Raw genomic sequence first — 25,382 nt, forward strand, 5'->3', positions numbered from 1 at the left:
CGGACGATACCGAGCCAAATGTGAACAGGGAGTGTTTTAGAGGAATTCTGTAGAACTTTTTTGTTAGCGAACACAAGCCCCCGGAACTTCCGGCTCACCCAGACTCAGCATGAGCCGATTCGCCCACGAGAACGAGGCGACGGAAAGCACCAGATCGTGAATCTCGGTGTCGTCGACACCGAGTGCGCGCAACCGGTGCAGTTCCGCGTGCGCGGGCCGGGGCGGTTGCGCGGCCAGCGCGACGGCGAAGTCGATGATCGCGTCCCAGCGCTCGTCGATCCGGACCGTCACACCCTCGTCCAGCAGCCGCTGCACGTCCTCGACGCGCCGGGACAACTGGGATGTGAAACGTGAGTGTACCGATGCGCAGTACTCGCAGCCGTTGAATCGCGAAGTCACCGTGGCGGCGAGTTCGCGTTCGGCGCGGCTCACCCCTTCCCGGCTGTAGAAGATGTCCTTGTCGTTGGCGCTGCGATGGGTCAGGACCTCGGCGTTGCGGGCCAGCAGCCGGAAGTACGGGCTCTCGCCGCGCTGGCCGGTCAGCAGGGGACGCTGGGTGTCATCGGCGTCGGCCAAGGCGATCGGTTCGACCCACGGCACCCAGTCGAGCTGGTCCTGGGTGAAACCGGTTGGGCGCGCGGCGGTCTCGACATCACGGACCTCGGTCACGACGGTGCTCCGATCAGGGTGAGGCCAGCCAGCAGGCGGACCTGGTAGTTCACGAATCCGACGAGCTGGGCGACGGTGACGATGTCGGTCTCGGACAGACCCGCCGTCAGCAGTTCGGTGATGTGCGCGTGGGTGCTGGTCGCCGGTGCGGTGGTGAGTCGTTCGGCATGCCGCAACGCCGCGGCCAACCCCGTGTCCGAATCCTGTTCGCGCACAGTGTCACCGGCGCGCTCGCGGTAGTAGGCGGCGAGTTCCTTCGACTCCGCCAGCGTCGCCACGTGCGCGGCGATGACGGCCAGCCGTGCGCGGCCGAAGGCTGTGCCCGCCGGTCCGTCGAAGAGGGCGTCGTGCACGCCCTGGGTGTGTTCGATGACGGCGGGCCTGCTCGCGCGCAGCGCGGCGACCCTGGTCGCGGTCTCGGTGCCGAGCACCGTGTCGATGACATCGGCGCTCACGCCGTGCCCCTTTCGTTCCAGTGCCGATTCAGCTGCGGCACAACCTCGGTGGCGAGAAGTTCGATCGAGCGCAGGACCGCGGGCTGGTCCGGATCGATGGGATGGACCTGGACGATGAGATCGGTCGCCGCGGTGACGGCACCGTCGGCGGCGAGTTGGGCCGCGACCTCGTCGGGTGTGCCGACGTAGGAGTCGCGCAGGACCTCGTCGACGGAGGACGCCAGTTGCGTAGTGCCCGCCGCGCGCAGGTGATCCAGGAATCGGCGGGCGCCACGTTCGGCCCGGTGCTGGGCGTCGTCGTGGTCGTCGGCCACGAAAACGCTGCGGGACGCGGCGATTCGAGGACTGGCGCCCGTGGGCAGAGCGTCCAGGTACGCCTGGATCAATGGCGCCTGGAGGTCTTCGAGTGTGGCGTTCGGGGCCGACGGATCGCGCGGCTGGGCACGGGAGAGCAGCAGTCCCGCGCCCGCCGCCCCGGCGCGCCGGGCGCCCGTCACCGAGAAACTGGCGTGCCAGAGCCGCTCACGCAGCGAGGCGGCGGGCGGATGCAGGACCCGCCCCGGGATCAGTTCCGCGCCGTCGAGGGCGGCCGTGATCGCCGCCAGCTTCTCGGCGTAGACCTGCTGCTTGTCCTCGGGCGGCACCCCGAACAGCGTGAAGGAACTCGCGGAACCACCACTGCCGAAACCCAATTCGAGCCGCCCGCCGGACAGTGTGTCCAGCACCGCCGCGTCCTCGGCCACCCGCACCGGGTCCTCGAGCGCGAGGGTGACGATGGCGGTGCCGAGCCGGATCCCGGTGACACGGGCGGCCGCGTGCGCGAGGAACACCAGCGGAGACGGCAGGCCGCCTTCGTCCGGGTCGAGATGGTGTTGGGCCACCCAGGCACTGTCGTAGCCGAGCCGCTCGGCCAGCTCGAGCTGGGCCAGCACATCGGTGTAGACCTGGGCCGCGCTCTGGCCCTCGGTGTGGCGGACCAGCCGGGTGAACAGGCCCAGGCGTTTGCCGCTCATGCCGCTGCCTTGCCCAGGTAGGCGTCGCGCACGGCAGGATCGTCGAGCAGTTCGGCGGCGGTGCCGTGCAGCACGATCTCGCCGCCGCGCAGCACGTTGCCGGTGTGCGCGATCGACAGCGCCAGCTCGGCCTGCTGCTCGACGATCAGGATGGCCAGGCCCAGTTCGGTATTGAGCCGGGCGATCTCGTCGAGCACCCGGTCCACGAACAGCGGCGACAGGCCCATGGTCGGCTCGTCCATGCAGATCAGGCGCGGTTTGCTCATCAGCGCCCTGGCGAAGGCCAGCATCTGCTGCTCGCCGCCGGACAGGGTGCCCGCCTGCTGGTCGCGGCGCTCGCGCAGGCGCGGGAAGTGCTCGTAGAGTTCCTCGGCCCTGGCCGTGAGGACCTTGCGGCGCTCCTTGCGGATGTATCCGCCGACGTAGAGGTTCTCCGCCACCGTCATCGCCGGGAACACCCGGCGCGCCTCGGGCACCGAGGCCAGACCGGCGGCGATCCGGGCGGCGGGCGAGCTGGTGCTCACGTCGACGCCATCGATGCGGACCACGCCCGAGGACGGGCGCAGCAGCCCGAGGGCGGTCTTCATGGTCGTCGACTTGCCCGAGGCATTACCGCCGAGCAGCGAGACGATCTCGCCGGGACGCACGCTCAACGACACCTTGTCCAGAGCGCGCGAGTGCCCGTAGTGCACCGTGACCTCGTCGAATTCCAGGATGGGCGTGGTGTTCTCGTCACTGGGCACCGGTGGTCACCTTCTCTGTCACGGTCGCGGCGGGGCGCGACCGGCGCCGCCCCAGGTAGGCCTCGATGACCCGCTCGTCGTGCTGGATCTGCTCGGGCGTGCCCTCGGCGATGACGCGACCCTCGTCGAGCACGATCACCCGGTCCGAGAGCGCGTTCACCAGATCCAGTTTGTGCTCCACCAGGACGATGGTCTGACCGGCCGCTTTCAGCTCGGCGAGTTGCCTGCCGACCTCGGCGGTCTCGGTCTGGTTCATGCCCGCCGCCGGTTCGTCGAGCAGCAGCACGCGCGGTCGCAGGGCCAGGGCCCTGGCGATCTCGGTGCGGCGGCGGTTGGCGTAGGACAGCGTGTAGGCGTGGTTGTCGGCGCGCGGCACCAGCCGCTCCGGGAATCGCGCCAACTGGGTGTCGACCAGGCCCTCGGTGGCACGTTGTTCGGCGCGCACCGCGGGGGTCGGGACCAGGGCCAGCACGGTCTCGGCCAGCAGCGGAATCCAGCGCAATACCGGGAATCGCGCCAGCGACTGCCAGGGCCGGGCCGCGGTGACGGTGGTGTGCAGGCCGATCTCGACGTTCTCGCGCACCGTCAGGCTGCCGAACACCCGCCCGTTCTGGAAGGTGCGGGCGATGCCAGCGCCCGCCGCGGCCTCCTGCGAACCGGGCCGCAGGCGCACTCCGTCGACCTCGACCCGGCCCGAGTCCGGACGCAGGACGCCGGAGACGAGGTTGACGGTGGTGGTCTTGCCGGAGCCGTTCGGGCCGATGATCGACACGAATTCGCCTGGCGCGACCACCAATTCGACGCCGTCGACAGCCTTCACGCCACCGAAGGACTTGCGCAGGTCACGCACCGCCAGGGCGGGGTCACGCGGCGATGCGGACACGGTCACTCCTCACCAGCACACCTTGCGGACGGAACCGGATGATCAGCAGCAGCACCACGCCGTAGAGCAGGATGCGGGCCTCCGGTGCCAGCCGCAGTGCCTCGGGAACACCGATCAGCACCACCGCGCCCAGCACCGCGCCGTAGGGCGAGCCGGTGCCACCGAGCACGAGAATGGTGATGATCAGCAGGGACATGGGCAGGTTGAACACGGTCGGGTCGATATAGCTGTACTGGTGTGCCAGCAGGGCGCCCGCGATCCCGGAGAACAGGGCGCTGATGGCGAAGGCCAGCGCCTTGTAGTCACGCACCGGAATCCCCGAGGAGCGCGCGGCGACCTCGTCGGCGCCGACCGCGCGCAACGCGGTACCGAGCCGGGAGCGCTGCACCCCGACCACCACCGCCAGGGTGATCGCCAGGAACACCAGGTCCAGCAGATAGACCTCGGTGTTCTCGGTGAACTCGTGGCCGAGAATGCTCGGCACCGGAATGCCGAAGATGCCGTAGGAACCCCGGGTGAGCGATTCCCAGTTGCGGATCACCGCCACGATCACGATGCCGATCCCCAGCGTGGCGATGGCGACATAGTGACCGTTGAGGTTCCACAGCGGCGCGGCCAGGATCGAGGACAGCACCGCCGCCAGCACCCCACCGGCCAGCGCGGCCGCCAGGAACGGCCAGTCGTGGTTCACCGTGAGGATGGCCGAGGTGTAGGCGCCGATGGCGATGGGTCCGGCCTGACCGATCACCAACTGCCCGGCCGATCCGGCGACCAGCGTCATCGACACGGCCACGATCGCGTAAGCCAGGATCTGCGTGCCGACCACGATGGCGTAGTTGTCGGCCACCAGCGGCACCACGATCGCGGCCGCCGCGAAGGCGAGCACCGCGTGCCACCACCGCACCCGGATGGGTCTGCCGAGACCGAGGAAGGTGCCGGTGAGCGGTTCGGCGCTGATCGCGGGCACCTTGGCCAGCAGACCGCCGGGCCGCAGCACCAGGAAGGCCACCAGCACGCCGAAGGTGATCAGGTCGCGGTAGCCGTCGCCGAAGGTGTAGATGCCGAACGCCTCCACGATGCCGAGGGCGAAGCCGCCGATCACCGCGCCCGGAATGGACCCGAGCCCGCCGATGGTGGCGGCGACGAAACCGGTGAGCCCGGCCAGGGTTCCGCTGGTCGGCGAGATGTTCGAGTTGTAGAGGCCGACGAAGATGCCAGCGAGACCGCCGAGCCCGGAGGCGATGGCGAAGGCCAGCACCTTGATGCGCGAGACGCCGATGCCCATCTGCGCGGCGGCGTCCGGGTCCTGGGCGGTGGCGCGAATGGCCAGGCCGTAGCGGCTGAACCGGAGGAACCCGGCCAGCCCGGCCATGACCACCACGGTGATCGCGAACATCACCAGATCGGAGGTGCCGAAGCGGACACCGCCGAGCTGGAAGTTGTTGGTGGGCAAGATCTGTGGGAACGGACGGGTGTCCGGTCCGAAGACGATCTGCGTGAGGTTCTCGATGATCAAGCCCGCCGCCACCGTGGCCAGCAGGGCCGCGATGGCGGGAGCCTTGCGCAGCGGATGCACCGCGAGCACATCGATCAGCACGCCCACCAGCGCGGTGATCGCGACCACCAGGACGAGGGCGGGCCACAGCGGCAGGCCGAGCTCGGCGATGAACCACCAGCCCAGGATGGAACCGAGCGCGAACACCGCGCCGTGCGCGAAATTGATGACATTGGTGACGCCGAAGATGAGGGTGATGCCCACGGCGAGCAGCGCGTACGCGTTGCCGTGGACCACACCGGCGATCAGGGTGTCGAACATCAGCGGTTGCCGGTCGGCACGAACTTGCCGCCCGTCAGCACCAGCTCACGCGGGGCCACACCCTTCGGACGACGCGTCTCCTGGTCGAAGGCGAAGGTGCCCAGACCGATTCCGGTGAACTGCTTTTCGGTCTTCAGGCCCTCGAGGATGCCCTCGCGGGTGGCGCCGCCCTTCTTGGCCGCCTGCACCAGCACAGTGAGCGCGTCGTAGGCATAGACGTTGAAGTCGCCCGGGTCGGTGTTGAACTTGGCCCGGAACTTGGTGACGAACTCCTGGGTCTTGGGGTCCGGGTCGGCGGGGCTGAAGATGCCGTTGACGATGTCGCCGTCGGCCGCCGCACCGGCCAGTTCGATGAACTGCGGGGTGTTCTGGCCACCGAAGAACTGGCCGGTGAAGCCCACGTCACGCAGCTGCTTGACCACCAGCGCGCCGTCGGGACCGTAGCCCAGGTGCACGAACGCCTCGGGGTTGGCCTCGCGACCCTTGATCAGGATCGGCTTCACGTCGGTGGAATCGGGCAGGATCGGCGAGGAATAGACGATCTCCACGCCCTTCTTCTCGGCGAACTGCTTGAAGAACTGGAAAGCCTGCTTACCCCAGTCGGTTTCGAGATAGACGACCGAGACCTTCTTGGCCTTCTTCGACACCCATTCGGCATTGCGTTCCTGGAACACGTCGAGGGTGATCGACGGGCTCCACGAATAGTCGCCGCCCTTGGTGAAATCGACCGCGGAATTGGTGAAGCCGTACTGGACGAGCTTGCCGCGGTTGTAGATCGGCGAGGCGGCGATCGAGGCGGGCGAGGAGAAGTCGCCCAGCTCGGCGATGACGGACTTGTCGTCGACGAACTTGGTGGCGATCGGAACGGTCTGCTTGGGGTCGGACTGCGAGTCCTCCCACTTCAACTCGACCTTGCGGCCGTCGATGCCGCCCGCCGCGTTGATCTCCTCGAGCGCCAGGTCGAAGCCCTGCTGCCAGAGTCGGCCGTACTCAGCCGAGGGTCCGGTGCGCGGCCCGGAGACGCCGAAGTACACGGTGCCCCCGTCTGCGGCGGAGCTGCCGGAATCGCTGCAACCCACCACCGCGGCGGCCACCGTGACGGCGGCCAAGGCACCCGCGATGATCTTGACACGGCGGCGCGAACCGACCGAGAACCTGCTCATTGATCGTTCCTTCGAGACATGAATCGGCACACGACGAGTGCGAAGATTCAGCGCTTGCGATATCTGCTCGATATCGCCTGGTCGTCACCCGGGGCACCCCACCGCCAAGCGAGGGTTGCCGATCAGCGAGCCGGGGCTCGATAGTGCTGATACTCGTGACCGTGGAGCGAAATGTAGCAGCACCTTCGGGCATGACCCGGGCCTCGCGTGGGTACTCGATTCGATTCCGGGACAGCCGGATACGGGGCTAGCTGCGGTGATGCGCGCACGCCCGGCTTGGGATCAGCTCGAGACAAATGCGGGGTCCACCGCGGCGGGAATCAGCGCAGCCTGCGACAAATCATTGTCGCCGTCGGCCCGGCTCGGTACTCCTGTTGCTATGACCACCGTGCTGCACATCAACGCTTCCGCCCGTGGCGAATTCAGCCAATCACGCGCTATCGCACAGACTTTCATCGAAACTCTCGCCGCGAAGGATGCGGACCTGCGGGTCGACACCCTCGATCTGTTCACCGCCGGGCTGCCCGAGTTCGGCACCGACGCCGCGGCCGCCAAACTGGCGGTGTTCACCGGCTCGGAACAGACCCCCGAACAGGTGGCCGCCTGGGAACAGGCGCGCGCCGTATTCGACCGCTTCGCCGCCGCCGACCTCTACGTGCTCAACATCCCGATCTGGAACCACGGCGTGCCCTACATCTTCAAGCAGTACGTCGACATCGTCACCCAGCCGGGCTGGTCGTTCGGCTTCGATCCCGAGGTGGGCTACAGCGGGCTGCTCGAGGGCAAGCGCGCGGTCACCGTCTACACCAGTGGCGTGCACCAGCCGGGTGTGCCGATCCAGTTCGGCAACGACTTCGCGACCCCGTTCACGCAGGACTGGCTGCGGTTCATCGGCGTGAAGGACGTGGCGGAGATCCGGTTCGCGCCGACCGTACTCACCGAGGACCCGCAGGTCGGATTCGCGGCCGCGCAGGAGCGGGCGCGTGAGCTCGCCGCCGACTACTGAGACGGCGGTGCGGGGGTGGGCACCGACGGGGAGAACAGTCGCGACGATCTGTGCCGTAGGGATTCTCGTCGTCGGGCAGCTCTACGTGGTATTGCCGGTGCTCGGCGACCTGGCTCAGGCGTGGGGCACCTCGCGCGCCGCGGCGACCTGGACAACCACTGCCTTCGGGCTCGCCTACGGCGCCGGGTTCCTGGTCACCGGCCCGCTCTCGGACAGGTGGGGGCGCCGCCCGGTCATCGTCGGGGGTCTGGCGGCGACGGCCTTGTCCACCCTTGTGGTGATCGCGGCGCCGAGTCTGGGTACCGGGTTGGCCGCGCGGGTGGTGCAGGGGCTGACGGCGTCGTTCTTCGCTCCGGCCGCGTTCGCCTATCTCGCCGAACGCATCGCGCCGCCGCGGCGGGTCTTCGCGCTCACCTGCCTGACCAGCTCGTTCCTCGCGGCGGGCGTGATCGCGCAGGTGCTCGCCCAACTCGTCGACGACGTGTTCGGCTGGCGGGCGGTGTTCGTGGCGGGGGCGGTGGGGTTCGCGATCTCGGCGGTGCTGTCGCGCGGGGTGCTCGAACCGGGTCACCGTGGCGACTCGGCGGCCTCGGTGGGCTCGGTCTTCACCGCGTTCGCCGCGCTGCTGCGCGCCCCACGGTTGGCCCTGCTCTACCTCAGCTGCCTTGCCGTGCTCGGCTCGTTCGTCGGGATCTACACCGGCGTGCAACTCGCGCCGCCCGAGGGCGTCGGCACCGGTAGCACCGCGCTACTGGCCCTGCGCGCCAGCGCGATCCCCGCCATGATCGCGGTCCCCCTGCTGGCCACCCGGCTGGCCGCGATCAACCCCGAACTGCGCCTGATCACCGCACTCGCGGCAGCCGGTGCCGCCGCGGCGATCACCGCCGTCCCACTCGGCGGAATCTGGGTGGCCACCTGGCTTTTCGTCTTCGTGGCGGCGGTGGCCGTAGCCGCCCCGGCCGCGGTGCAGGCCATCGCCGCCCAAGCGGGCGAAGCCAGAGGCGCGGCCACCGCCCTCTACACCTTCGCCCTCTTCCTCGGCGCCAGCGCGGGCCCCCAACTCGCCAACCTGGTCTCCGCACACGGCTTCACCGCCGTGGCCCTGGCGATCTCCGTCCTCGGCTTCGCCGCAGCCACCCTGGCTTTCGCCTCGACGAAGGTCCGATCCACCTGATCGCAACCCGATTCCGGTCCGTCACCCGGCGGACCGGAATCAGGCTTGCCCCCTCCCCGCACACCCACCATCCTTGCCAGATGAGCTCGCCACCCGAAGTCGTGTCCTTCGCCTCCTCGGCCCGCGAATTCTGCGCCACCATCGAGGCGATCGACGACACCCCGGCGGGCATCGAACTCCCTCGCGCCCTGGTCCCCTTGCTCGCCACCCTGATAGCCACAGCCAGCCGACTCCCCCGGGTGGAACCGACCGAGGCCACCGTCCCGACAACCATCGACCACGATGCCTGGTACGCGTGCTTCACGCGCTGCGCGACCGCCCTCGGCCCCCACGACATCTACTGGACGAACCGCGACCTCACCGACCCGGCCACCCAGCTCACCGCGGGCTCCGTGGCCGACGACCTCGCCGACATCTGGCGCGACCTCCGCACCGGCCTCACCGCCCTCGACACCGGCTCACCCTGGCAAGACGTCGTCTTCGACTGGCGCCTGTCCTACCTCGGCCACTGGGGCAACCACGCGACCGACGCCCTCCGAGCCCTCCACTCCACTCTCCACACCGATCTGCTCCAGCCTTGAACAACGCCGAATAGGTTCACCGGGTCCCTTGCTTCGATACGGCGTGGAGGCGTTCCCATCGGGCGCCCACTTCGCGCAGGGCGTCGCATCCCGGATATCCCGACCTGGACACTCACGGTCGGAGGGCGGATGCTCGTCGGCCGGGCTCGAACCGGCGGCCGTCCGGTGCTAGCCGGGTGCTCTACCGCTGAGCTACGACGAGCATCCGCTGTGCCGCCGACCGGGCTCGAACCGGCGTCCATCCGGTGAAGAGCCGGATGCTCTACCACTGAGCTACAGCGGGCAGGGTGATCGTGCCTCAGTTCGGGTGGGGGTGTCCAGTGGGTTGTCGGGAAAGCTCTTGTGCGTGGGTGGCTTTGACGGGTTTTCCGCTGAAGGCTCCGGCGCCGCGCAGCATGCTCGCCCAGAGCGGGTCGGCTACGGCTACGCCGTGGACCAGTTCGCGAGTGGGGCGGAAGGTGCCGACGGGGCCGGGGGGCTTGGGGCCGGTCCAGCCGCCGCGGTGGGGGTCGATACCCGCGATCTCGCAGTACTCGGTGACCTCGGCGGCGGTGCAGGTGGCGCGGCCGTCGAGCACCTCCCAGGGCAGCGGCAGTGCCGCCCACACCTGGGTGTCGGGGTGGAGTCCGGATCCGGTGGCGATGTGCCAGGCGGCCAGGTCACCGGCGATGAGCATCATGGCCTTGCCGGGACAGGCCACCTCGAGCAGACCGGTCGCGTCGGTGGCGGCCAGGCACGACAACCACGCCGCCCGGGCCGCGTTGTAGGCGCCGCAGAGCAGATTCCAGGTGGAGGAATCGTTGCCACGCCGCACGATCATCCGCTCGCGATCGAATTCGCTGGCGGTCCATACCTTTTCCAGCGCCGATGCCGTCGACCGCATGGTGTGGAACCACCGGCCGAGCAGCTCACCGCGCTGCTCCTCGGTGAGCCGGGCCAGCACCTCCTGGGTGGGATACGCCTGGGCGATCATCCACCAGTCGGTGTCGGCGTTGTGTCGACACCGCGCGAACAGCAGCTCGGCGATCTCGTCGAAGGGGTTGGCCCGGCCCGAGAGGGTGAATTCGCGGCGGAGTTTGCGCTTGGCCGTGAAGTAGGCGATGAAGCACGCGGCGTCCGGGTCGGCGCGGAAGCGGTCGAGGGTGAGTTCGGTGGCGAATCCGGTCTTGGCGAGCAGGGTGAGATGCCGTTTACCGCGCTCGAGGTCGAGGGTGTGCGCCTTGCTCGTCACTCGGCGCAGCGCGCGGAATCGCCGGTTGTACTGGCGCTTGGAGATGTCCATTCCGGCGGCGGCCCGGTCGTGCCGGTTGAGCCGGTCGGCGAGGAAGTCCGGACGCCGGGGGTCGAAACCGATCGCGGCGCCGACCTCGTGCGCGAACGACAGCAGTGACGCGGGCGCGTCGGCGTCCACGTCGGCGACGATGTCGAACAGTCGACTGGTGGCCGCGACCTGGTTCGCGCCACCCACCGGCGCCGCGAAATCATCGGGGAGGGAGGTCATCCCGTTCCAGCGCCCGGCGGCCCCAGCCACCTTGCCCACTCGCCGACGCTCGCCCTCCCCCATCTCGTCCTTCAGCGCGTACCAGACGAGCAGGGCCACACTTTCCGGGCGAAGCCGGGCGTTCAAGGTGGCGTGCAGTTGGATCAACGCCTCGTCGGGCTCCAATACCCCCGTATCCATGCCCAGATCATCACAAGAATGACCGGTGGCGGCAAACGGTTTCGCCGCCACCGGGCGGGGTCAGGGGTGGGTGGTGAATTCCTCGAAGGTGGGGGTGGGGAGTTTGAGTTGGGCGTGGATGTCGCCGCCGAGGCCGAAGTGGCCGATGGCGCCGCCGTAGTTCTGCTGGTAGCTCTGCCAGAGGACGACGACGCTGATGACGCGGTTGGCGCCGGGGGTGGTGGGGTCGGGGAAGGGGTTGGGGAGGGTGGCCCGGTAGGTGCCGGTGCCGTCGGGAGCGGAGATGAAGACGTTGGGTACGCCGAGTGGGCCTGGGCGGGTGGGCGATTCGGGATTCAGGTCACCGGAGCGCAGGGACATGACCGTGTAGAGCGAATCGGGGATCAGGCCGGTGAACTCGAACGCGAAGTGCGCCGAGCGTTCGTCGTCGCCGAGCGAGACGTCCAGCGTGCCACGGGCTTCCAACCACCGGCCGAGGGTGACCGGCTCGGTGAGTTTGCGGCCGTCCTCGGGACGCAGGTCGGGGATGGGGGCCTCGTGGAAGGGGTAGCTCGGACGGGTGACCGAGGCGGCGTCCGGGAGTTGGTCGGGGGCGAAGACCATCGGATAGTTGTTGGCGGGCAGGGGAAGTGGCAGCGTGTGCAGCACGAGCGCGCTGTCTTCGGCCGAGAGCTCGTCGGGTAGTTCGCGGACCACGGTGTAGGGCAGGTTCTCGCCGAACGGCGGTAGTGGCGTGTCGGCGGCGACCACGGCTCTGCCCCATCGACGCGTCACCGTGCCGTCGGGGCCCGCCTCGTTGAGGAAGCCGACTACGAGGAAATCGCCTGCCGCGTCGACTATTTCACTCGGCGGGTACAGCGGGCCCTGGGTGGTCGGGGTCAGCTCGTAGCGACGTTTCACCATACGGATGCCACTTTTCGGTCGTCGGAGAATTCGTTGCCCTCGGCGTCGCCGAGGCGGTCGCTCAGCAGACGCCAGGAGCCGGTTCGGGCGGCGGCGACCAGCTTGGGGTCGTCGCCGCGATACGCGGGGCGGGCCACCAGCCAGAGGAACGGCAGGTCGCTGGCGTGATCGCCGTAGCCCCAGGTGTCGTTGACGCTGATCGCGTGTTCGCGCAGGAACTCGACCACCGCCTCGCCCTTGGCGGCGCCGATCATCGGCCTGCGCACCTCACCGGTGAGTACGCCGTGCTCATCGAGCAGCGGTTCGGTGGCGATGACGTGGTCGGCGCCGACCGCCGCGGCGACCGGGGCGATCGCCGGGGCGAACGAACCCGACAGCAGCACCGTGCGCACACCGGCGGCCGCGTGTTCGCGCAGGGCCCGGACGGGCTCGGCGTAGAACGCGGCGCCCCCGGCCGCGAACTCGTCGAACCAGCGCTGCCCCGCCGCCACCAGCGCGGCGTACTCGACGCCGCGATAGGCCCGGTAGTACTCGCGATTGATCTCCTCGCGCGGGGCGCCCGCGTTCGCCCGCTGCTTGAGGTCGTCGGTGATCCGGGCGTATTCGCCGCCGTCGTCGCCCTGTTCGGCGAGCCAGAAACGCAGGAAGGTGAACATGGACTTGACCGTGATCACGGTCTCGTCCACGTCGAAGAACGCCGCACCCGAACTCATGCCGAAGCCTCGAGGTACGCGTCGACCGCCTTGGCGGCCTTGGCGCGCTCGATCTGGGCGATGCGCTCGTTGGGCAGGGCGGTGAACTCGATGCGCGCGTCGGCCACCGGCTTGCCGAACTGGTGCACCTCGGTCTCGATCCGGAACTGCAACTTGCCCGGGTCGTCGACGGAGACCGGGGTGAGCCGGGCGTGCAGGGTCGCGGGCAGCGGGAACAGGAACGAGGTGAACCGCAGGTCCACGTTGTTCCACACGATGTAGAAGTGCTCCTGCGGGCGGCGCACGCCGTACTCGAGTTCGAAGGCGGCCAGGAACAGCTGACGCACCGCCTCGATCACCACGATGCCCTGCACGTGCTCGCCGGTCTGGTGGTCCAGGAGCAGTTCGTTGTCGCCGTCCAGGCGCAGATCGGCCTGGAAGACGTTCTCCTCGGTCCTGGACAGGCCCGCCAGCAGCACATTGGAGTGCTGATACTTGTGCACATGGTGCCTGCGCGCGGGCTCGGCGATCTCGCCGACGACCCGCACCCGCAGGTGCGGCGCGTGCACCGCGGCCACGTGCTCGAGATAGTCGAGATCGTGCCGGGTGACGCCCTGTCCCAGGTGGACGGCCAGTTCCTGACTCGCGGGCAATCGCCCTCCGCGCAGCAACGCGACCAGTCCGGACACGGTGTGTACCCGGTCGTCGGCGGAGATGCCGAGGAATCGGTCACCGACCACCACGAAAGCGGTGGTCACGGTGGAATCGAGTTGGACAACAGACATGGATAGACCCTCCAGAAGGACGCTTATGGCGAGCAAGACGCCTCACCATCCGGTCGTCACCCGGAGCACCCCGCCGCCGATGGAGGGTTGCCGCCCAGCAAGCCGGGGCTCGATGCTGGAACTCGTGACCGTCGAAACGAAAGATATTCGGCCGCAATATTTTTGAACAGCGTTCGGAGCAGGGTGCAAATAATCCACCCACGGCACGAGGATCGGGCCGCGCCGGACGCCTATGCTGAGCGTTACCGAACGTCACACGATCCCGGAGGCAACGTTGCCGAACAATCTCGAAGCCAGCATCGACATCGCCGCGTCGCCGGAGCAGGTGTGGGCGGTGCTCGCCGATCTCAAGCGGATGCCCGAGCTGAGCCCGACCACCCTGAAGATGATCGCGCTGGGCGGGGTCCGGGTCGGCGCGCTGACGGTCAACGTCAACAAGGACGGCTGGAAGGTGTGGCCGACCACCTCGCGCATCGTCGCGTTCGAGCCGAACAAGACCCTGGCCTTCCGGATGCTGGAGAACCGCACCGTGTGGCGCTACGAGCTCGAGCCCACCGCGAGCGGCACCCGCGTGGTGGAGACCCGCACGGTCGACCCCAAGGGCATCCCCGCGCCGGTGCGCACCCTGGTCAACGCCGCCGCCGGTGGTGAGGACAAGTTCGAGGCCGACCTGGTCGCGGGCATGCACGAGACCCTCGCCCGGGTGAAGGCCGCCGCCGAACGCTAGGCCCTTTTTCGCGAGAGCCCGCCGGATCTTTCCGGCGGGCTCTCGTCGTTGTCAGACCAGGTCGGCGCGGATCTCGTCGAGTGCCTCCGCCGCGCGGACCAGCATCGCCGTGAGCGCGGCCAGTTCCTCGTCGGTGAAGCGCTGCGCGAGCGTGCGCTCGACCGCGATGGCACGCACATCGGCGGCTTCGGTGAGGGCGCGGCCCGCCTCGGTGAGCCGGGTCTCCAGGATGTTCTTGTGCCATTCGTGGGGCGTGCGCTCGACCAGGCCGCGGTCCTGCAGGTTGGTCAGGACGGTGTTCATCGTGGGCGGGGTGACGCCGACCAGCCGGGCCAGGGCGGCGGCGGAGATGCCGGGGTGTTCGGCGAGGTTCAGCAGCGCGCTGTACTGCGGGACGGTCAGGCCAGCCGGTTTCAGCGCGGCCGTCTTGGTCGCCATCAGCGCCTGTTCGGCGCGCTTGAGGTACGAACCGAGCCGGTCGGCGGCGGGCATGGACGTCATGGGTGCATGGTATCCGGTCATCATTCGATAACTGTCTTGACGATCATAAAGGTTCTAATCTATGTTTCTGCTCATCGTTAGATGTTTGGATTTACCTCACTGAGAGGGTTCATCATGATGAGGACCATCGGCGTCGCCGCCCTGGCCGCCTGCTGTCTGGCCGCGACGGCCTGCGGGACCGACGAACCCGCGACCGCCGCCACCCTGAGCACGGCCTATGAGCTGCCCGGGACCGCCGTGTATCCCGAGGGCATCGGGCTCGACGCGCGCACCGGCGACACCTATGTGGGGTCCTTCGCCGACGGGTCGGTCTATCGCGCCACGGCCGGGGCCACCCGCGCCGAGGTGTTCCTGCCCGCGGGCGCGGACGGTCGCAAGACCACCAACGGGGTGAAGGTCGACGCCGACGGGCGGTTGTGGGTGATCGACTCCGGAGTGGGCGTCACGATGTACGACACCGGGTCGCGGGCGCTGCTGGGCCGGTTCACGGTGCCCGGGGACGGGCCACGGTTCGTCAACGACCTGGATTTCGGCGCCGACGGGTCGGCCTATCTCACCGACAGCGTGCGCAATGTGATCTATCGGGTGTCACCGGAGCAACAGCGTTCCGGCGGTGGTGAGTTCACCGTCGCCGCGACGGTGGAGGCGGCGGAGGCGCTGGCGCTCAACGGCATCGTCGTCGATCGAGACGCGAACTACCTGCTGGTGGTGGCGATGACGCCGGGCGAGCTGTATCGCGTCGACCTCGGCGGTGGACCGACGCGCAAGGTGACGCTGGTGGGCGGCGACCTGCGCCACGGTGACGGAATGGAGTTGCGCGACAACACCCTCTGGGTGGTCCACAACACCGACAACACGATCAGCCGGTGGACGCTCACCGACGACGGCGCCACGGCCACCCGCGACAGCGAATTCCACGATCCCGCCCTGCACGTCCCCACCACGATGGTGCACGTGGGTGATCGGGCGCTGATCGTGTCGTCGCAGTTCGACAAGGGCGGGCCGCTGGGTGCGGAGGGGACGCCGGGGCCGTTCGTGGTGACGGCGGTCGACGGGCTCTAACCGGCGACGAATTCGCGCAGGACCGCGACGAATTCGTCGGGCTGCTCGACCTGCGGGGAATGACCGGCGTGCTCGACCAGATGGGTGCGCGCGCCCGCGGCGGCGAAGCGGGCCAGGGTCTCGGCGCTGTCGTAGAGATGGTCGTGACGGCCGTGCACGGCCAGGACCGGCTGGGTCAGCGCGGCCACGCGGGCGTCGAGGGGGTCGGCGGCGAAATCCTCGGCGCGAGCGCCGACGGTGTAGGCCAGACCGGCGGGGACGGCGGTGCGGAAATCGCGCACCACCGCGTCGGCCAGGCCGGGGGCGGAACTCCAACGGAAGCGCGGGGCGAAGACGGTGCGGTTGGCCAAGCGGATCACCACGCTCGGCGTCCAGCGCTGCGCCAGGCGCACCGACCAGGGCCGGACCACCCAGCGCGCGACGGCCGGGATGCTCGCGGCCCGGTAATCGGGGGCCTGGCCGACCACCACCACTTTGGCCACGCGCGGCGAGCGGGCGGCCGCGGCCAACGCCAGTTCGGCGCCGAAGGAGTGGCCGACGATCGTCACCTCGGTCAGCGCGAGTTCGTCGAGGAGTTCCACGATCGGCCTCGCCCTGGTGTCGGCGGCGAAATCGCCGGAGTGCGCGCCCTGTTCGTGGAGGTCGACGCGGATCACGCGGTACTCACCGCTGAGCCGTTCGGCCACGGCGGCGAACCAGTCGACCGAACCGGGGATGCCGTGCAGGCACACGATCGGGGCGGCGGTTGTCGGTCCCTCGTCCAGAAACAGCACGCGACCAGCCTATCCGGGCCGCTGTCATACCCCCTCTACAGCGGCATTCGCCCCGCGTAGCAGTGCATTCGGCGCGGGTGCACGATGCCGGGACGTGCAACGGTGGCGGTTATCGGCCGGGTGGAATACGCTTCGCCGCGGATGAAACGCCTCTTGGAGGGACCAGTGATCACTCCGAACAGGCCGGAGGACGTAACCGAAGCCGGGCACAAGGTGCCGTTGACCCAGTTGATACACCTGATGGCCGAGTATCAGCATCTGGGCGCGCACCGTGACACCTTCCTCGCCGCCCCCGCCGACGACACCTTCGTGCGCGGCTGCGGCATCGTCGCGGGGACCATCGCCACCATCGGCGTCATCTGCGTGGGCGTCGGCGCCTGGCAGGGCGGGCTCGCGCTGCTGGTGATGGCGGCGGTGCCGGTGCTGCTGGCGATGCGGCGCGGGTTGATCAACCGGCGCAATCGCGCGGCGCGCATCGATCTGTTCGACTACGGCGTCACGGTGTACCGGTCCGGGCAGCGGGTGGCCGGGTTCCGGTGGGACAGCATCGAAGTCCGGCAGGAGGCGATCCCCTTCCACGACACCACCGCCGTCACCTACCTGCTGACGCTGAGCGGCCCCGGCGCCGAGGCCACCATCGACGAGGAGGGCTTCGCCCGCGCCCGCGAGTGGGCCCGCGCCATCCAGTCCGCCGTCACCGCCACCCAACTCCCCGCCGCCGTGGCCGCCATCGACGACGGCGAGACCGTCACCTTCGGTGACCTGGGCCTTTCCCTGGACGCCCTCACCTTCCGCGGCGAGTCCTTCGGCTGGGCGGACATCCAGCTCATCGACGCCCGCAGCGGCCACATCCGCATCAAACTCACCGGCACCTGGCGCTCCCTGGCCCCCGTGAGCACCATCCCCAACTTCTACATCTTCAACGAACTCGCCGAACGCCTCCGCCTCACCCCGGTCGGCTAGCGGACTTCACGGCTGCAGGCCGAGAATCAGGCGCACCGAGGACTCGACCCGACGCAACTCGGCCGGGGCGAGAACCCCGAGTTTGCGGCGCAGGCGGGGCTTGGCCACCGTGTGCAAGTCCGCGCAATTCACGTAGGACTCGGCGTACTTGGTCAGTCCGCAATCCGGTCCGACCGGAACGTGGGTCACCGTGGGGCCGGGGGTGCCTGTGATCAGCGCGACCGTCACTGCGGAAAGTGGCTCGGCGACGCGATTGACCGTCAGGACGACGACCGGGTGCGGCCCGACCGGCTGAGGCAGCGCGCACGACCAGACTTCCCCCCGTAGCGCGGTTCCCGCGCTTACCACTGCATCTCGTCGACGGCGGCGAGCTCGGCCTCGCTCGGTTCGACCGCGCCCTCCGGCAGCGGAGCCTTCCGCTCGACGTAGAACGCACGGATCTCCTCGGCCGCACCGACCTCGGCAGCTTCGCGCGCGAGCAGCCGCAACCCTTCACGCAAGGCATCGGAGGTCGAGTCGATGCGCAGCGTGCGCATGACTTCCCGCAAGGCCGCCAGCTCGTCGCTGCGGAGTCTGACCTGCGCCAAGCGGCTGGGGCCGAGCGAAGTCACCGTGGCACGGCCCTTCTTTCCACCGACCCGCTTGCGGGTAACCGCGTCACCGTCTTGTCGTACAGGTGTCATACAACCAGTGTGGGCCACCGCCGCGTCCTCGTCAAACGCCCGAAGAGCTCATGCGCACGCTACGTCAGAACAATACGACGAAGGCCGACCCACCCGGAGGTGGATCGGCCTTCGCGGTTCGCGAGAACCGCTGATCAGGAGATCAGAAGTCCATGCCGCCCATACCACCGGTCGGGTCGCCCGCGGGGGCGGCCTTCTCCGGCTTGTCGGCGACGACGGCCTCGGTGGTGAGGAACAGGGCCGCGATGGAGGCCGCGTTCTGCAGGGCCGAACGGGTGACCTTGACCGGGTCGGCGACACCGGCGGCCAGCAGGTTCTCGTACACGCCGGAATCGGCGTTGAGGCCCTCGCCCTCGGGCAGGTTGGACACGCGCTCGGCGACCACGCCGGGCTCGAGACCCGCGTTGAAGGCGATCTGCTTCAGCGGAGCCGACAGCGCGACGCGCACGATGTTGACACCGGTCGCCTCGTCGGCGGTCAGGCCCTCGAAGCCCTCCAGCGCCGGAGCGGCCTGCAGCAGGGCCACGCCACCACCGGCGACGATGCCCTCTTCGACGGCGGCCTTGGCGTTGCGCACGGCATCCTCGATGCGGTGCTTGCGCTCCTTGAGCTCGACCTCGGTGGCGGCACCGGCCTTGATCACCGCGACGCCACCGGCCAGCTTGGCCAGGCGCTCCTGCAGCTTCTCACGGTCGTAGTCCGAATCCGAGTTCTCGATCTCGGTGCGGATCTGCGCCACGCGGCCCTTGATGGCCTCCGCGTCGCCCGCGCCCTCGACGATGGTGGTCTCGTCCTTGGTGACGACGACCTTGCGCGCCTGGCCGAGCAGCTCGATGCCAGCGGTCTCCAGCGAGAGGCCGACCTCTTCGCTGATGACCTCGCCACCGGTGAGGATGGCGATGTCGGCGAGCTGGGCCTTGCGGCGGTCACCGAAGCCGGGGGCCTTGACGGCGACGGACTTGAAGGTGCCGCGGATCTTGTTCACGACCAGGGTCGACAGGGCTTCGCCCTCGATGTCCTCGGCGATGATCAGCAGCGGCTTACCGGCCTGGATGACCTTCTCCAGCAGCGGCAGCAGGTCCTTGACGGTCGAGATCTTCGACGACACCAGCAGGATGTACGGGTCCTCGAGGACCGCTTCCTGACGCTCGGGGTCGGTGACGAAGTAACCGGAGATGTAGCCCTTGTCGAAGCGCATACCCTCGGTCAGCTCCAGCTGGAGGCCGAAGGTGTTGCTCTCCTCGACGGTGATGACACCTTCCTTGCCGACCTTGTCCATCGCCTCGGCGATGAGCTGGCCGATGGCGGCGTCACCGGCGGAGATACCAGCGGTAGCAGCGATCTGCTCCTTGGTGTCGATCTCCTTGGCGGTGTCGAGCAGCTTGGCGGTGACGGCCTCGACGGCCTTCTCGATGCCGCGCTTCAGGCCGAGGGGGTTCGCACCGGCCGCGACGTTGCGCAGACCCTCGCGCACCAGCGCCTGGGCCAGCACGGTGGCGGTGGTGGTGCCGTCGCCCGCGACGTCGTCGGTCTTCTTGGCGACTTCCTTGACCAGCTCGGCGCCGATCTTCTCGTACGGGTCCTCGAGGTCGATCTCCTTGGCGATGGACACACCATCGTTGGTGATCGTGGGGGCGCCCCACTTCTTCTCGAGCACGACGTTGCGACCCTTCGGGCCCAGCGTCACCTTGACAGCGTCGGCGAGGGCGTTCAGACCCCGCTCGAGGCCGCGACGGGCCTCTTCGTCGTACGCAATTGTCTTGGCCATTGCGTTGAGATCCTCCACATGTCTATGGCTGACACACGAGACGACCGCTGGTTGGATCGCCCCACAAGTACGCTGGCCAGGTGCGGTGCCCGCGACGGACGACCGAGGGTGTCGATGGAACCCGATCTCACCGTCCCGACCTGGCACTCAACAGTCGAGAGTGCCAAGGCATTTTTAGCACTCGAGGACCGAGAGTGCAAGGTCGGTCCCGATGTCACTCCCCTTCGGCGGGTTTCAGAAAAGCGGCCAGCAACTCCACCAGGTCCGCCTCGACGCGGGCCTTGTCCAGGCCGAGGTCGCTGAGCACGCCGGTGCCGTTCTCCTGCTCGAGCAGGGCCAGCAGGATGTGCTCGGTGCCGATGTAGTTGTGCCCGAGGCGCAGCGCCTCCCGAAAGGTCAGTTCCAGCACCTTCTTGGTCTCGCCGTCGAACGGGATGAGGGCGGGTACCTCGGCGTCGGCGGGCGGGAGGGTGGCCGTGGCGGCAGCGCGCACCGCGTCGAGCGTGACGCCGCGCGCCTCGATCTCGCGCGCGGCCAAGCCCTCGGACTGGCCGATGAGCCCGAGAATCAGGTGCCCGAGGGTGATCTGGGCATTGCCCACCGCGCGCGCCGATTCCTGGGAACCGACGACGACCTGCCGGGCGCGGTCGGTGAACTTGGCGAACCCGGCCTGCGGGTCCATGGCCGCGGCGTCACCGGGCTGCTTGGGGACGAACCGCTTCTGCGCGGCCTGCTTGCTGACGCCCATATTGGCGCCTATCTCGGTCCAGGAGGCGCCGGAGCGGCGGGCCTGATCGACGAAGTGGCCGATCAGATGATCGGCCACTTCGCCCAGATGGTTGGCGGCGACCACGGCATCGCTGAGCTGGTCGAGGACATTGTCGGGGCGGGCCTTCTTGATGCCGTCGATCAGATCGTCGAGGCGGAAGTTGGGAGTGCTCATGCGTCAACTCTAGGTTGACGATTCCCGCGCGTCAACCATTGGTTGACGATTGGTCAGCGGGCGCCCACCGACATGCCAGCGCCGCGCACGATCAACTCCTTGACCCACGCGCCGAGTCGTCCGTGCAGGACGGTCCGGGCCGGGCGGTCGTCGGGGGTGAGCACCTGGATGACGGCGGCGCGGCGGCCCAGGCTCAGGCACTGCAGGTAGTAGCGGAAGCGCATCGGCTTCGGCTCGGCGCCCCGGGCGCGCGCGGCGATCGCGCGGGCGAGGTAACCGCCGGTGGGGATGGCGGTGGCGCAGGCCATCCGGAGCGGCCGGTCGCCCGGACCGGTCATCAGGGCCGCGTCGCCCGCCGCGTAGACGGCGGGATGCGAGCGCGAGCGCAGGGTCTCGTCGGTGCGGACGCGGCCGTGCTCGTCGACCTCGAGTCCGGCGCGGCGGGCAAGGTCGGGGACGGTGAAACCGGCGGTCCACACGACGGTCGCGGCGGGCACGACGGTGCCGTCGGCCAGCAGCACGCCCTCGGGCAGCACCTCGACGACCTTCGCCTCGGTGCGGATCTCGACACCGAGATCGGCCAGGGCACCGCCGATCCGCTCGACCGCGCGCGCCGACAGCCAGGCGCCGGGCGCGCGCACGCCGAGCAGCGTCACGAGCGATTCCGGGTGCGCCTCGGCCAGTTCCGCCGCCAGTTCGATCCCCGTCGCCCCGGCGCCGACCACGACCACCGGACCGGCGGGCAGGGTCCGCACGTCCTCCGGGGTGGCCAGGCAGCGGGCGTGTTCGACCACGCCGGGCACGCTGCGGTCGGCGGCGCTGCCCAGCGCGTAGACCAGAGTGTCGTAGGCGAGTTCGGTCCCGGTGTCGAGGCGGACGCGTCGGGCCGCCGGGTCCAGATCCGTGACTCGCGCCTGAATGAACTCGATACCCTTGTCCCCCAGCATCTTCCGCAGATCCCAGCGCCGCACCCGCTGCCCGGCGACGGCCTGGTGCAGGCGGACCCGTTCGACGAACTCCGCACGTGTGTCCACGACGGTGATCCGCGCACCGCGCATCGAGCGGGCGAGCCCGCGCGCGGCGGCGAGGCCCGCGTATCCCGCGCCGAGGACGACGATTCGCTGCTGCTGACCGGTCATGATGTGGCTCCTCTCGACAACGCCGACACCAACCAGACCGGACAGCCCCCGATTTCCTGACAGTCCGGCGCCGTGATCCGGGTCACGCCTCGGCGGCGACCAGGAAACGCAGCTTGTCGGGGTTGACCACGATGCGGACCACCTCGACGCCGCCGTGCTCGGCGAGGTCGAACAGCATCACGGCGGTCGGGAGCACACCGTCGGCGCGCACCACCAGGGCGAGTTCCCCGTTGATCCGGTCCAGGGTCACCGCACTCTCGGGCGTGAGGTGCCTGGCCAGGCCGATCAGATAGCGCGCAACCAGCTCCGGCCCGGTGACCGGGCGCCGCGCCGCGGTGACCTTGCCGCCACCGTCGGCCATCGACATCACGTCATCGGTGAGCAGCGTGCGCAGACCGGCGACGTCGCCCTCGGACGCGGCCCGCAGGAACTGCTCGATCAAGGCGCGGGCCCGGTCCTCCGGCACCGGGAAACGCGGCTTGCCCGCCCGTAGACGAGTGCTCGCGCGATGCAGGATCTGCTGGGAATTGGCCTCGGTGAGATCGAGCATGGTGGCGATCTCGGCGTGCGGATAGCCAAACGCCTCGCGCAGGACGAACACCGCGCGCTCGACCGGATTGAGCCGTTCCATCGCCGTGAGCAGGGCGATCGACACCGATTCGCGCTCCTCGAGCGACTCCAGCGGGCCCAGCGCGCCGGTGGGCACCGGTTCGGGCAACCATGGGCCGACATAGGTCTCGCGGCGGGCCCTGGCCGAGACCAAGGCGGTGCGGCACAGGTTCATGGTGACGGTCGTCAGCCATGCCTCGGCATCGGCGATGCGGGCGCGATCGGCCGCCGACCAGCGCAGATACGCCTCCTGGACGACGTCCTCGGCCTCGGTGGCCGCACCGAACATGCGGTAGGCGAGGCCGAACAGCCGTGGGCGATGGGTCAGGAACTCGGTGACGGTCGCTGATTCCACGAGATCCCCTCGAGTGCGGGTCGGGCGGGAGGGCGCCGGGGTGCTCGCCGCGTTTCCGGCGGCCGTTAGAGTATGGGCAACCCCGGTACCCGGAAAGGAACACCCTCTCATGCTTGTTACCGCGATCGAAGTGCTCTTCTACTCGGCGATTGCCCTCACCGTCTGGTTCATGGGCTACATGGCCTACCGCCTGGTGACCGACGAGTCCAACCGCTGACCAGCACCGATCCGGGAACTACCGCGGTCTGCGCAGCCGTAGGCGCGCCGACCCGCGGATAGCCGGGCGGCGGATGCCCGGCATCTTGCGCTGCGCGCGGCGCTGGGCACGTCGTTCGGCGGGCTTGTGCTGCCAGGTCTCCGGGCGCGCGGCCACCCAGCGCGCCGAGCGCCAGGCGAACGGGATGTGCGCCAGGTACAGGCCGACCAGGATCAGCAGCAGCACGATCGGGTAGGTCACCAGCAGAGCCGCGGCCAGCGCGGTCAGCACGAGCAGGCCCGCGGCGGCCTGCGGCGCCACCGAGACCGACTTCATCGCCAGCGTCGGGATGGTGCTCACGCACAGCAGCGCGGCGAAGATGGTCCAGGCGGCCACGAAGGTGAAGCCGTCCCACCAGCCGTCACCGAACTGCACCTTCAGCGCGATCGGAACCAGGGCGATCAGCGCACCCGCCGGGGCGGGGACGCCGACGAAGTACTCCCGCGCCCAGTTGGGGCGGGAGTCGTCGTCGAGCAGGGTGTTGAATCGGGCCAGGCGCAGCACCAGGCTCACCGCGTACAGCAGGGCCACGATCCAGCCCGCGCTGTAGCCGTCGAGCAGCGTCACGTAGAGCACCAGCGCCGGGGCGACGCCGAAGGAGATCGCGTCGGACAGCGAGTCCAGCTCCGCGCCCATCTTGGTGGTGGCGTCGAGCATGCGCGCGAGCCTGCCGTCGAGGGTGTCGAGCACCGCGGCGGCGCCGACCATCGCCAGCGCGATGCCCAGCTCACCGTCGAGGCCGAACTTCACCGCCGACAGGCCCGCGCACAGCGCGAGGATGGTGACGACGCTGGGCAGCAGACGCACCGAACGAGGGCGCTTACGTCGCGAGGAGTGCGCCTGTTCGATCATCCCAGCACAGCCAGGACGGTTTCGGCCCCGATCGTGCGCTGGCCGGGGTTCACCAGCAGTTCGGTGCCGACCGGGAAATAGGTGTCGACGCGGGAGCCGAAGCGGATCAGGCCGTAGGTGTCACCGATGGTGAGCACGTCGCCCACGCGCGCGTCGCAGACGATGCGGCGGGCGATCAGGCCCGCGATCTGCACCACGACGACCTGCTTGCCGTCGGCGGTGTCGATCAGCATGCTGTTGCGCTCGTTGGCGTCGGAGGCCTCGGGCAGGTCGGCGGAGAGGAACTGCCCCGGCTGGTGCAGCACCTCGCGCACGGTCCCGGACACGGGCACACGCTGGACGTGCACGTCGAGCACCGACAGGAAGATGCTCACCCGCGGCAGCGGCTGATCGCCGAGACCGAGCTCGGCGGGCGGCACCGCGGTGTCGACCAGGGCGACCTCACCGTCGGCGGGCGCGACCACCACACCGGGACGGTTCGGCGGGACCCGGTGCGGGTGCCGGAAGAACGCCGCGCAGGCGCCCGCGGCGGCCAGACCGGCCCGGCGCACCCACTTGTTCTTCCCGCCGACGACCGCGACCGCCAGCGGCACCGCGACGAACGGCAGACCGGCGGGATGCAGCGGGGGTACGGCGGCCCGGACCAGGTCGACGACATGGCCGACTCCGGTGGTCTCGGGGGTGCCGGGCGGGGTGGGGCGGCGTGCCACGGATTCCCTCTTTCGTGTGACGACAACAGCGCTCACACCTTACGGGAACCCCGCCGCTTCCACCCGTGGTCAGTGTGCCGCTTTGCGTCCGGTGAACAGTTTCACCAGGTACAGCAGGACGCAGGCGCCCGCCAGACAGGTGAAGAAACTGAATATCCAGCCAGCGCCTTCGACGTCGACGCCGAAGAGGCTGAGAATGAAGCCGCCGAGCAGGCCGCCTACGACACCGACGACGATATTGAGCAGGATCCCCTGCTGCGCGTCGGTCTTCATGAACTTGCTCGCGATCCATCCGGCGAGACCGCCGATGATGATCCAACTGATGATGCCGAGTCCGAGCATGGTGTCCTCGATCCCTCGATGGGCCGGGCGAGCAATCGCCTTCTCTCCAAGGTATACCCCCGACCAGTTGTGACATAAGACACGACTTTCCAACAAGATCACGCTAATATGAGGGCGCCTCATGTCTTCGCGTTC

The 25,382-nt window shown here is 69.1% G+C and carries 28 protein-coding genes, 2 tRNA genes and 2 riboswitches; of the genes, 6 read left to right on the plus strand and 24 right to left on the minus strand.

Going from position 1 to position 25,382, the window contains the following annotated elements:
• Positions 1–63: 63 nt before the first annotated feature.
• Genes QC180_RS06575 through QC180_RS06605 form a run of 7 tightly spaced genes read right to left on the minus strand, consistent with a single transcriptional unit; the run spans position 64 to position 6,742 of the window.
• Positions 64–669, minus strand: coding sequence for an alkylhydroperoxidase domain protein (locus tag QC180_RS06575; protein WP_278261690.1), 606 nt, complete (start codon positions 667–669; stop codon positions 64–66).
• Positions 666–1,124, minus strand: a complete 459-nt coding sequence (locus QC180_RS06580) for a CMD domain-containing protein (RefSeq protein WP_278261691.1) — start codon at positions 1,122–1,124, stop codon at positions 666–668. Before QC180_RS06580 ends, QC180_RS06575 begins: the two co-directional genes overlap by 4 nt.
• Positions 1,121–2,137 carry an LLM class flavin-dependent oxidoreductase gene (locus QC180_RS06585; protein WP_278261692.1) on the minus strand — a complete coding sequence of 339 codons (1,017 nt, stop codon included), beginning with the start codon at positions 2,135–2,137 and terminating at the stop codon, positions 1,121–1,123. Before QC180_RS06585 ends, QC180_RS06580 begins: the two co-directional genes overlap by 4 nt.
• Positions 2,134–2,880, minus strand: coding sequence for an ABC transporter ATP-binding protein (locus QC180_RS06590; RefSeq protein WP_278261693.1), 747 nt, complete (start codon positions 2,878–2,880; stop codon positions 2,134–2,136). The genes QC180_RS06585 and QC180_RS06590 overlap by 4 nt, the downstream gene beginning before the upstream one ends.
• The gene (locus QC180_RS06595) at positions 2,870–3,763 is read right to left on the minus strand and encodes an ABC transporter ATP-binding protein (protein ID WP_278261694.1); all 894 of its coding nucleotides are present in this window, start codon (positions 3,761–3,763) and stop codon (positions 2,870–2,872) included. The genes QC180_RS06590 and QC180_RS06595 overlap by 11 nt, the downstream gene beginning before the upstream one ends.
• Entirely contained in the window at positions 3,744–5,579 is a 1,836-nt protein-coding gene (locus tag QC180_RS06600; RefSeq protein WP_278261695.1) for an ABC transporter permease, read from the minus strand. Before QC180_RS06600 ends, QC180_RS06595 begins: the two co-directional genes overlap by 20 nt.
• A complete protein-coding gene (locus tag QC180_RS06605) occupies positions 5,579–6,742 on the minus strand; it encodes an ABC transporter substrate-binding protein (RefSeq protein WP_278261696.1) in 1,164 nt (387 codons plus the stop codon). The genes QC180_RS06600 and QC180_RS06605 overlap by 1 nt, the downstream gene beginning before the upstream one ends.
• A gap of 45 nt (positions 6,743–6,787) precedes the next feature.
• Positions 6,788–6,903: riboswitch (SAM riboswitch) on the minus strand.
• Positions 6,904–7,121: 218 nt separating this feature from the next.
• Between QC180_RS06605 and QC180_RS06610 the strand changes: the two genes are divergently transcribed.
• The 3 genes from QC180_RS06610 (at position 7,122) to QC180_RS06620 (ending at position 9,503) form a co-directional block, all read left to right on the plus strand.
• Positions 7,122–7,748 carry an FMN-dependent NADH-azoreductase gene (locus tag QC180_RS06610; protein WP_278261697.1) on the plus strand — a complete coding sequence of 209 codons (627 nt, stop codon included), beginning with the start codon at positions 7,122–7,124 and terminating at the stop codon, positions 7,746–7,748.
• Positions 7,726–8,922: an MFS transporter gene (locus QC180_RS06615; protein WP_278261698.1), complete on the plus strand. Its 1,197-nt coding sequence runs from the start codon at positions 7,726–7,728 to the stop codon at positions 8,920–8,922. The genes QC180_RS06610 and QC180_RS06615 overlap by 23 nt, the downstream gene beginning before the upstream one ends.
• Before the next feature lie 80 nt (positions 8,923–9,002).
• Positions 9,003–9,503, plus strand: a complete 501-nt coding sequence (locus tag QC180_RS06620) for a DUF5063 domain-containing protein (protein ID WP_278261699.1) — start codon at positions 9,003–9,005, stop codon at positions 9,501–9,503.
• A 130-nt stretch (positions 9,504–9,633) separates the two neighbouring features.
• Here QC180_RS06620 and QC180_RS06625 read toward each other — a convergent pair.
• The 6 genes from QC180_RS06625 to QC180_RS06650 form a co-directional block, all read right to left on the minus strand.
• A tRNA-OTHER gene (locus tag QC180_RS06625) sits at positions 9,634–9,706 on the minus strand.
• 8 nt (positions 9,707–9,714) lie between these two features.
• Positions 9,715–9,787 (minus strand) — tRNA-Lys (locus QC180_RS06630).
• Between the two features lie 14 nt (positions 9,788–9,801).
• The gene (locus QC180_RS06635) at positions 9,802–11,184 is read right to left on the minus strand and encodes a hypothetical protein (RefSeq protein WP_278261700.1); all 1,383 of its coding nucleotides are present in this window, start codon (positions 11,182–11,184) and stop codon (positions 9,802–9,804) included.
• A 60-nt stretch (positions 11,185–11,244) separates the two neighbouring features.
• Positions 11,245–12,087: a hypothetical protein gene (locus QC180_RS06640; protein WP_278261701.1), complete on the minus strand. Its 843-nt coding sequence runs from the start codon at positions 12,085–12,087 to the stop codon at positions 11,245–11,247.
• Entirely contained in the window at positions 12,081–12,800 is a 720-nt protein-coding gene (locus QC180_RS06645) for an HAD family hydrolase (protein WP_278261702.1), read from the minus strand. Before QC180_RS06645 ends, QC180_RS06640 begins: the two co-directional genes overlap by 7 nt.
• Positions 12,797–13,564 (minus strand): AfsA-related hotdog domain-containing protein, encoded by a 768-nt coding sequence (locus tag QC180_RS06650; protein ID WP_278261703.1) that lies wholly within the window; start codon positions 13,562–13,564, stop codon positions 12,797–12,799. The genes QC180_RS06645 and QC180_RS06650 overlap by 4 nt, the downstream gene beginning before the upstream one ends.
• A gap of 14 nt (positions 13,565–13,578) precedes the next feature.
• Positions 13,579–13,694, minus strand: a riboswitch (SAM riboswitch).
• Between the two features lie 144 nt (positions 13,695–13,838).
• On the opposite strand from QC180_RS06650, the gene QC180_RS06655 reads away from it, so the two are divergent.
• On the plus strand, positions 13,839–14,291 hold the full coding sequence (locus QC180_RS06655; protein ID WP_278261704.1) for an SRPBCC family protein: 453 nt from the start codon (positions 13,839–13,841) through the stop codon (positions 14,289–14,291).
• A 51-nt stretch (positions 14,292–14,342) separates the two neighbouring features.
• On the opposite strand, the gene QC180_RS06660 is transcribed toward QC180_RS06655, so the two are convergent.
• Complete coding sequence (locus tag QC180_RS06660) at positions 14,343–14,792, minus strand: MarR family winged helix-turn-helix transcriptional regulator (protein ID WP_278261705.1); 450 nt, start codon at positions 14,790–14,792, stop codon at positions 14,343–14,345.
• A gap of 114 nt (positions 14,793–14,906) precedes the next feature.
• Here QC180_RS06660 and QC180_RS06665 point away from each other — a divergent pair, with 114 nt between their 5' ends.
• Positions 14,907–15,854 (plus strand): SMP-30/gluconolactonase/LRE family protein, encoded by a 948-nt coding sequence (locus QC180_RS06665; protein ID WP_278261706.1) that lies wholly within the window; start codon positions 14,907–14,909, stop codon positions 15,852–15,854.
• Here QC180_RS06665 and QC180_RS06670 read toward each other — a convergent pair.
• Positions 15,851–16,627 carry an alpha/beta fold hydrolase gene (locus tag QC180_RS06670; protein WP_278261707.1) on the minus strand — a complete coding sequence of 259 codons (777 nt, stop codon included), beginning with the start codon at positions 16,625–16,627 and terminating at the stop codon, positions 15,851–15,853. The two genes, QC180_RS06665 and QC180_RS06670, sit on opposite strands and share 4 nt — an antisense overlap.
• 213 nt (positions 16,628–16,840) lie before the next feature.
• Here QC180_RS06670 and QC180_RS06675 point away from each other — a divergent pair, with 213 nt between their 5' ends.
• Complete coding sequence (locus tag QC180_RS06675; RefSeq protein ID WP_278261906.1) at positions 16,841–17,590, plus strand: DUF6585 family protein; 750 nt, start codon at positions 16,841–16,843, stop codon at positions 17,588–17,590.
• Positions 17,591–17,596: 6 nt separating this feature from the next.
• Here the strand turns inward: QC180_RS06675 and QC180_RS06680 are convergent, their stop codons facing one another.
• From QC180_RS06680 to QC180_RS06720, 9 genes are all read right to left on the minus strand, one after another.
• Positions 17,597–17,938, minus strand: a complete 342-nt coding sequence (locus tag QC180_RS06680) for a type II toxin-antitoxin system PemK/MazF family toxin (protein ID WP_278261708.1) — start codon at positions 17,936–17,938, stop codon at positions 17,597–17,599.
• Positions 17,932–18,273, minus strand: a complete 342-nt coding sequence (locus QC180_RS06685) for a hypothetical protein (protein ID WP_278261709.1) — start codon at positions 18,271–18,273, stop codon at positions 17,932–17,934. Before QC180_RS06685 ends, QC180_RS06680 begins: the two co-directional genes overlap by 7 nt.
• Positions 18,274–18,415: 142 nt before the next feature.
• Positions 18,416–20,041: a chaperonin GroEL gene (gene groL / locus QC180_RS06690; RefSeq protein ID WP_278261710.1), complete on the minus strand. Its 1,626-nt coding sequence runs from the start codon at positions 20,039–20,041 to the stop codon at positions 18,416–18,418.
• A gap of 214 nt (positions 20,042–20,255) precedes the next feature.
• On the minus strand, positions 20,256–20,984 hold the full coding sequence (locus QC180_RS06695; protein WP_278261711.1) for a Clp protease N-terminal domain-containing protein: 729 nt from the start codon (positions 20,982–20,984) through the stop codon (positions 20,256–20,258).
• A gap of 53 nt (positions 20,985–21,037) precedes the next feature.
• On the minus strand, positions 21,038–22,123 hold the full coding sequence (locus tag QC180_RS06700; RefSeq protein ID WP_278261712.1) for an NAD(P)/FAD-dependent oxidoreductase: 1,086 nt from the start codon (positions 22,121–22,123) through the stop codon (positions 21,038–21,040).
• A gap of 82 nt (positions 22,124–22,205) precedes the next feature.
• Positions 22,206–23,087, minus strand: a complete 882-nt coding sequence (locus tag QC180_RS06705) for an RNA polymerase sigma-70 factor (RefSeq protein WP_278261713.1) — start codon at positions 23,085–23,087, stop codon at positions 22,206–22,208.
• Positions 23,088–23,322: 235 nt separating this feature from the next.
• Positions 23,323–24,195, minus strand: a complete 873-nt coding sequence (locus QC180_RS06710; protein ID WP_278261714.1) for a CDP-alcohol phosphatidyltransferase family protein — start codon at positions 24,193–24,195, stop codon at positions 23,323–23,325.
• Positions 24,192–24,905, minus strand: a complete 714-nt coding sequence (locus QC180_RS06715; RefSeq protein ID WP_278261715.1) for a phosphatidylserine decarboxylase — start codon at positions 24,903–24,905, stop codon at positions 24,192–24,194. The genes QC180_RS06710 and QC180_RS06715 overlap by 4 nt, the downstream gene beginning before the upstream one ends.
• A gap of 69 nt (positions 24,906–24,974) precedes the next feature.
• Positions 24,975–25,247: a GlsB/YeaQ/YmgE family stress response membrane protein gene (locus tag QC180_RS06720; RefSeq protein ID WP_278261907.1), complete on the minus strand. Its 273-nt coding sequence runs from the start codon at positions 25,245–25,247 to the stop codon at positions 24,975–24,977.
• Positions 25,248–25,382 lie beyond the last annotated feature (135 nt).

Source organism: Nocardia anocheti (assembly GCF_029675105.1).
GTDB lineage: Bacteria > Actinomycetota > Actinomycetes > Mycobacteriales > Mycobacteriaceae > Nocardia.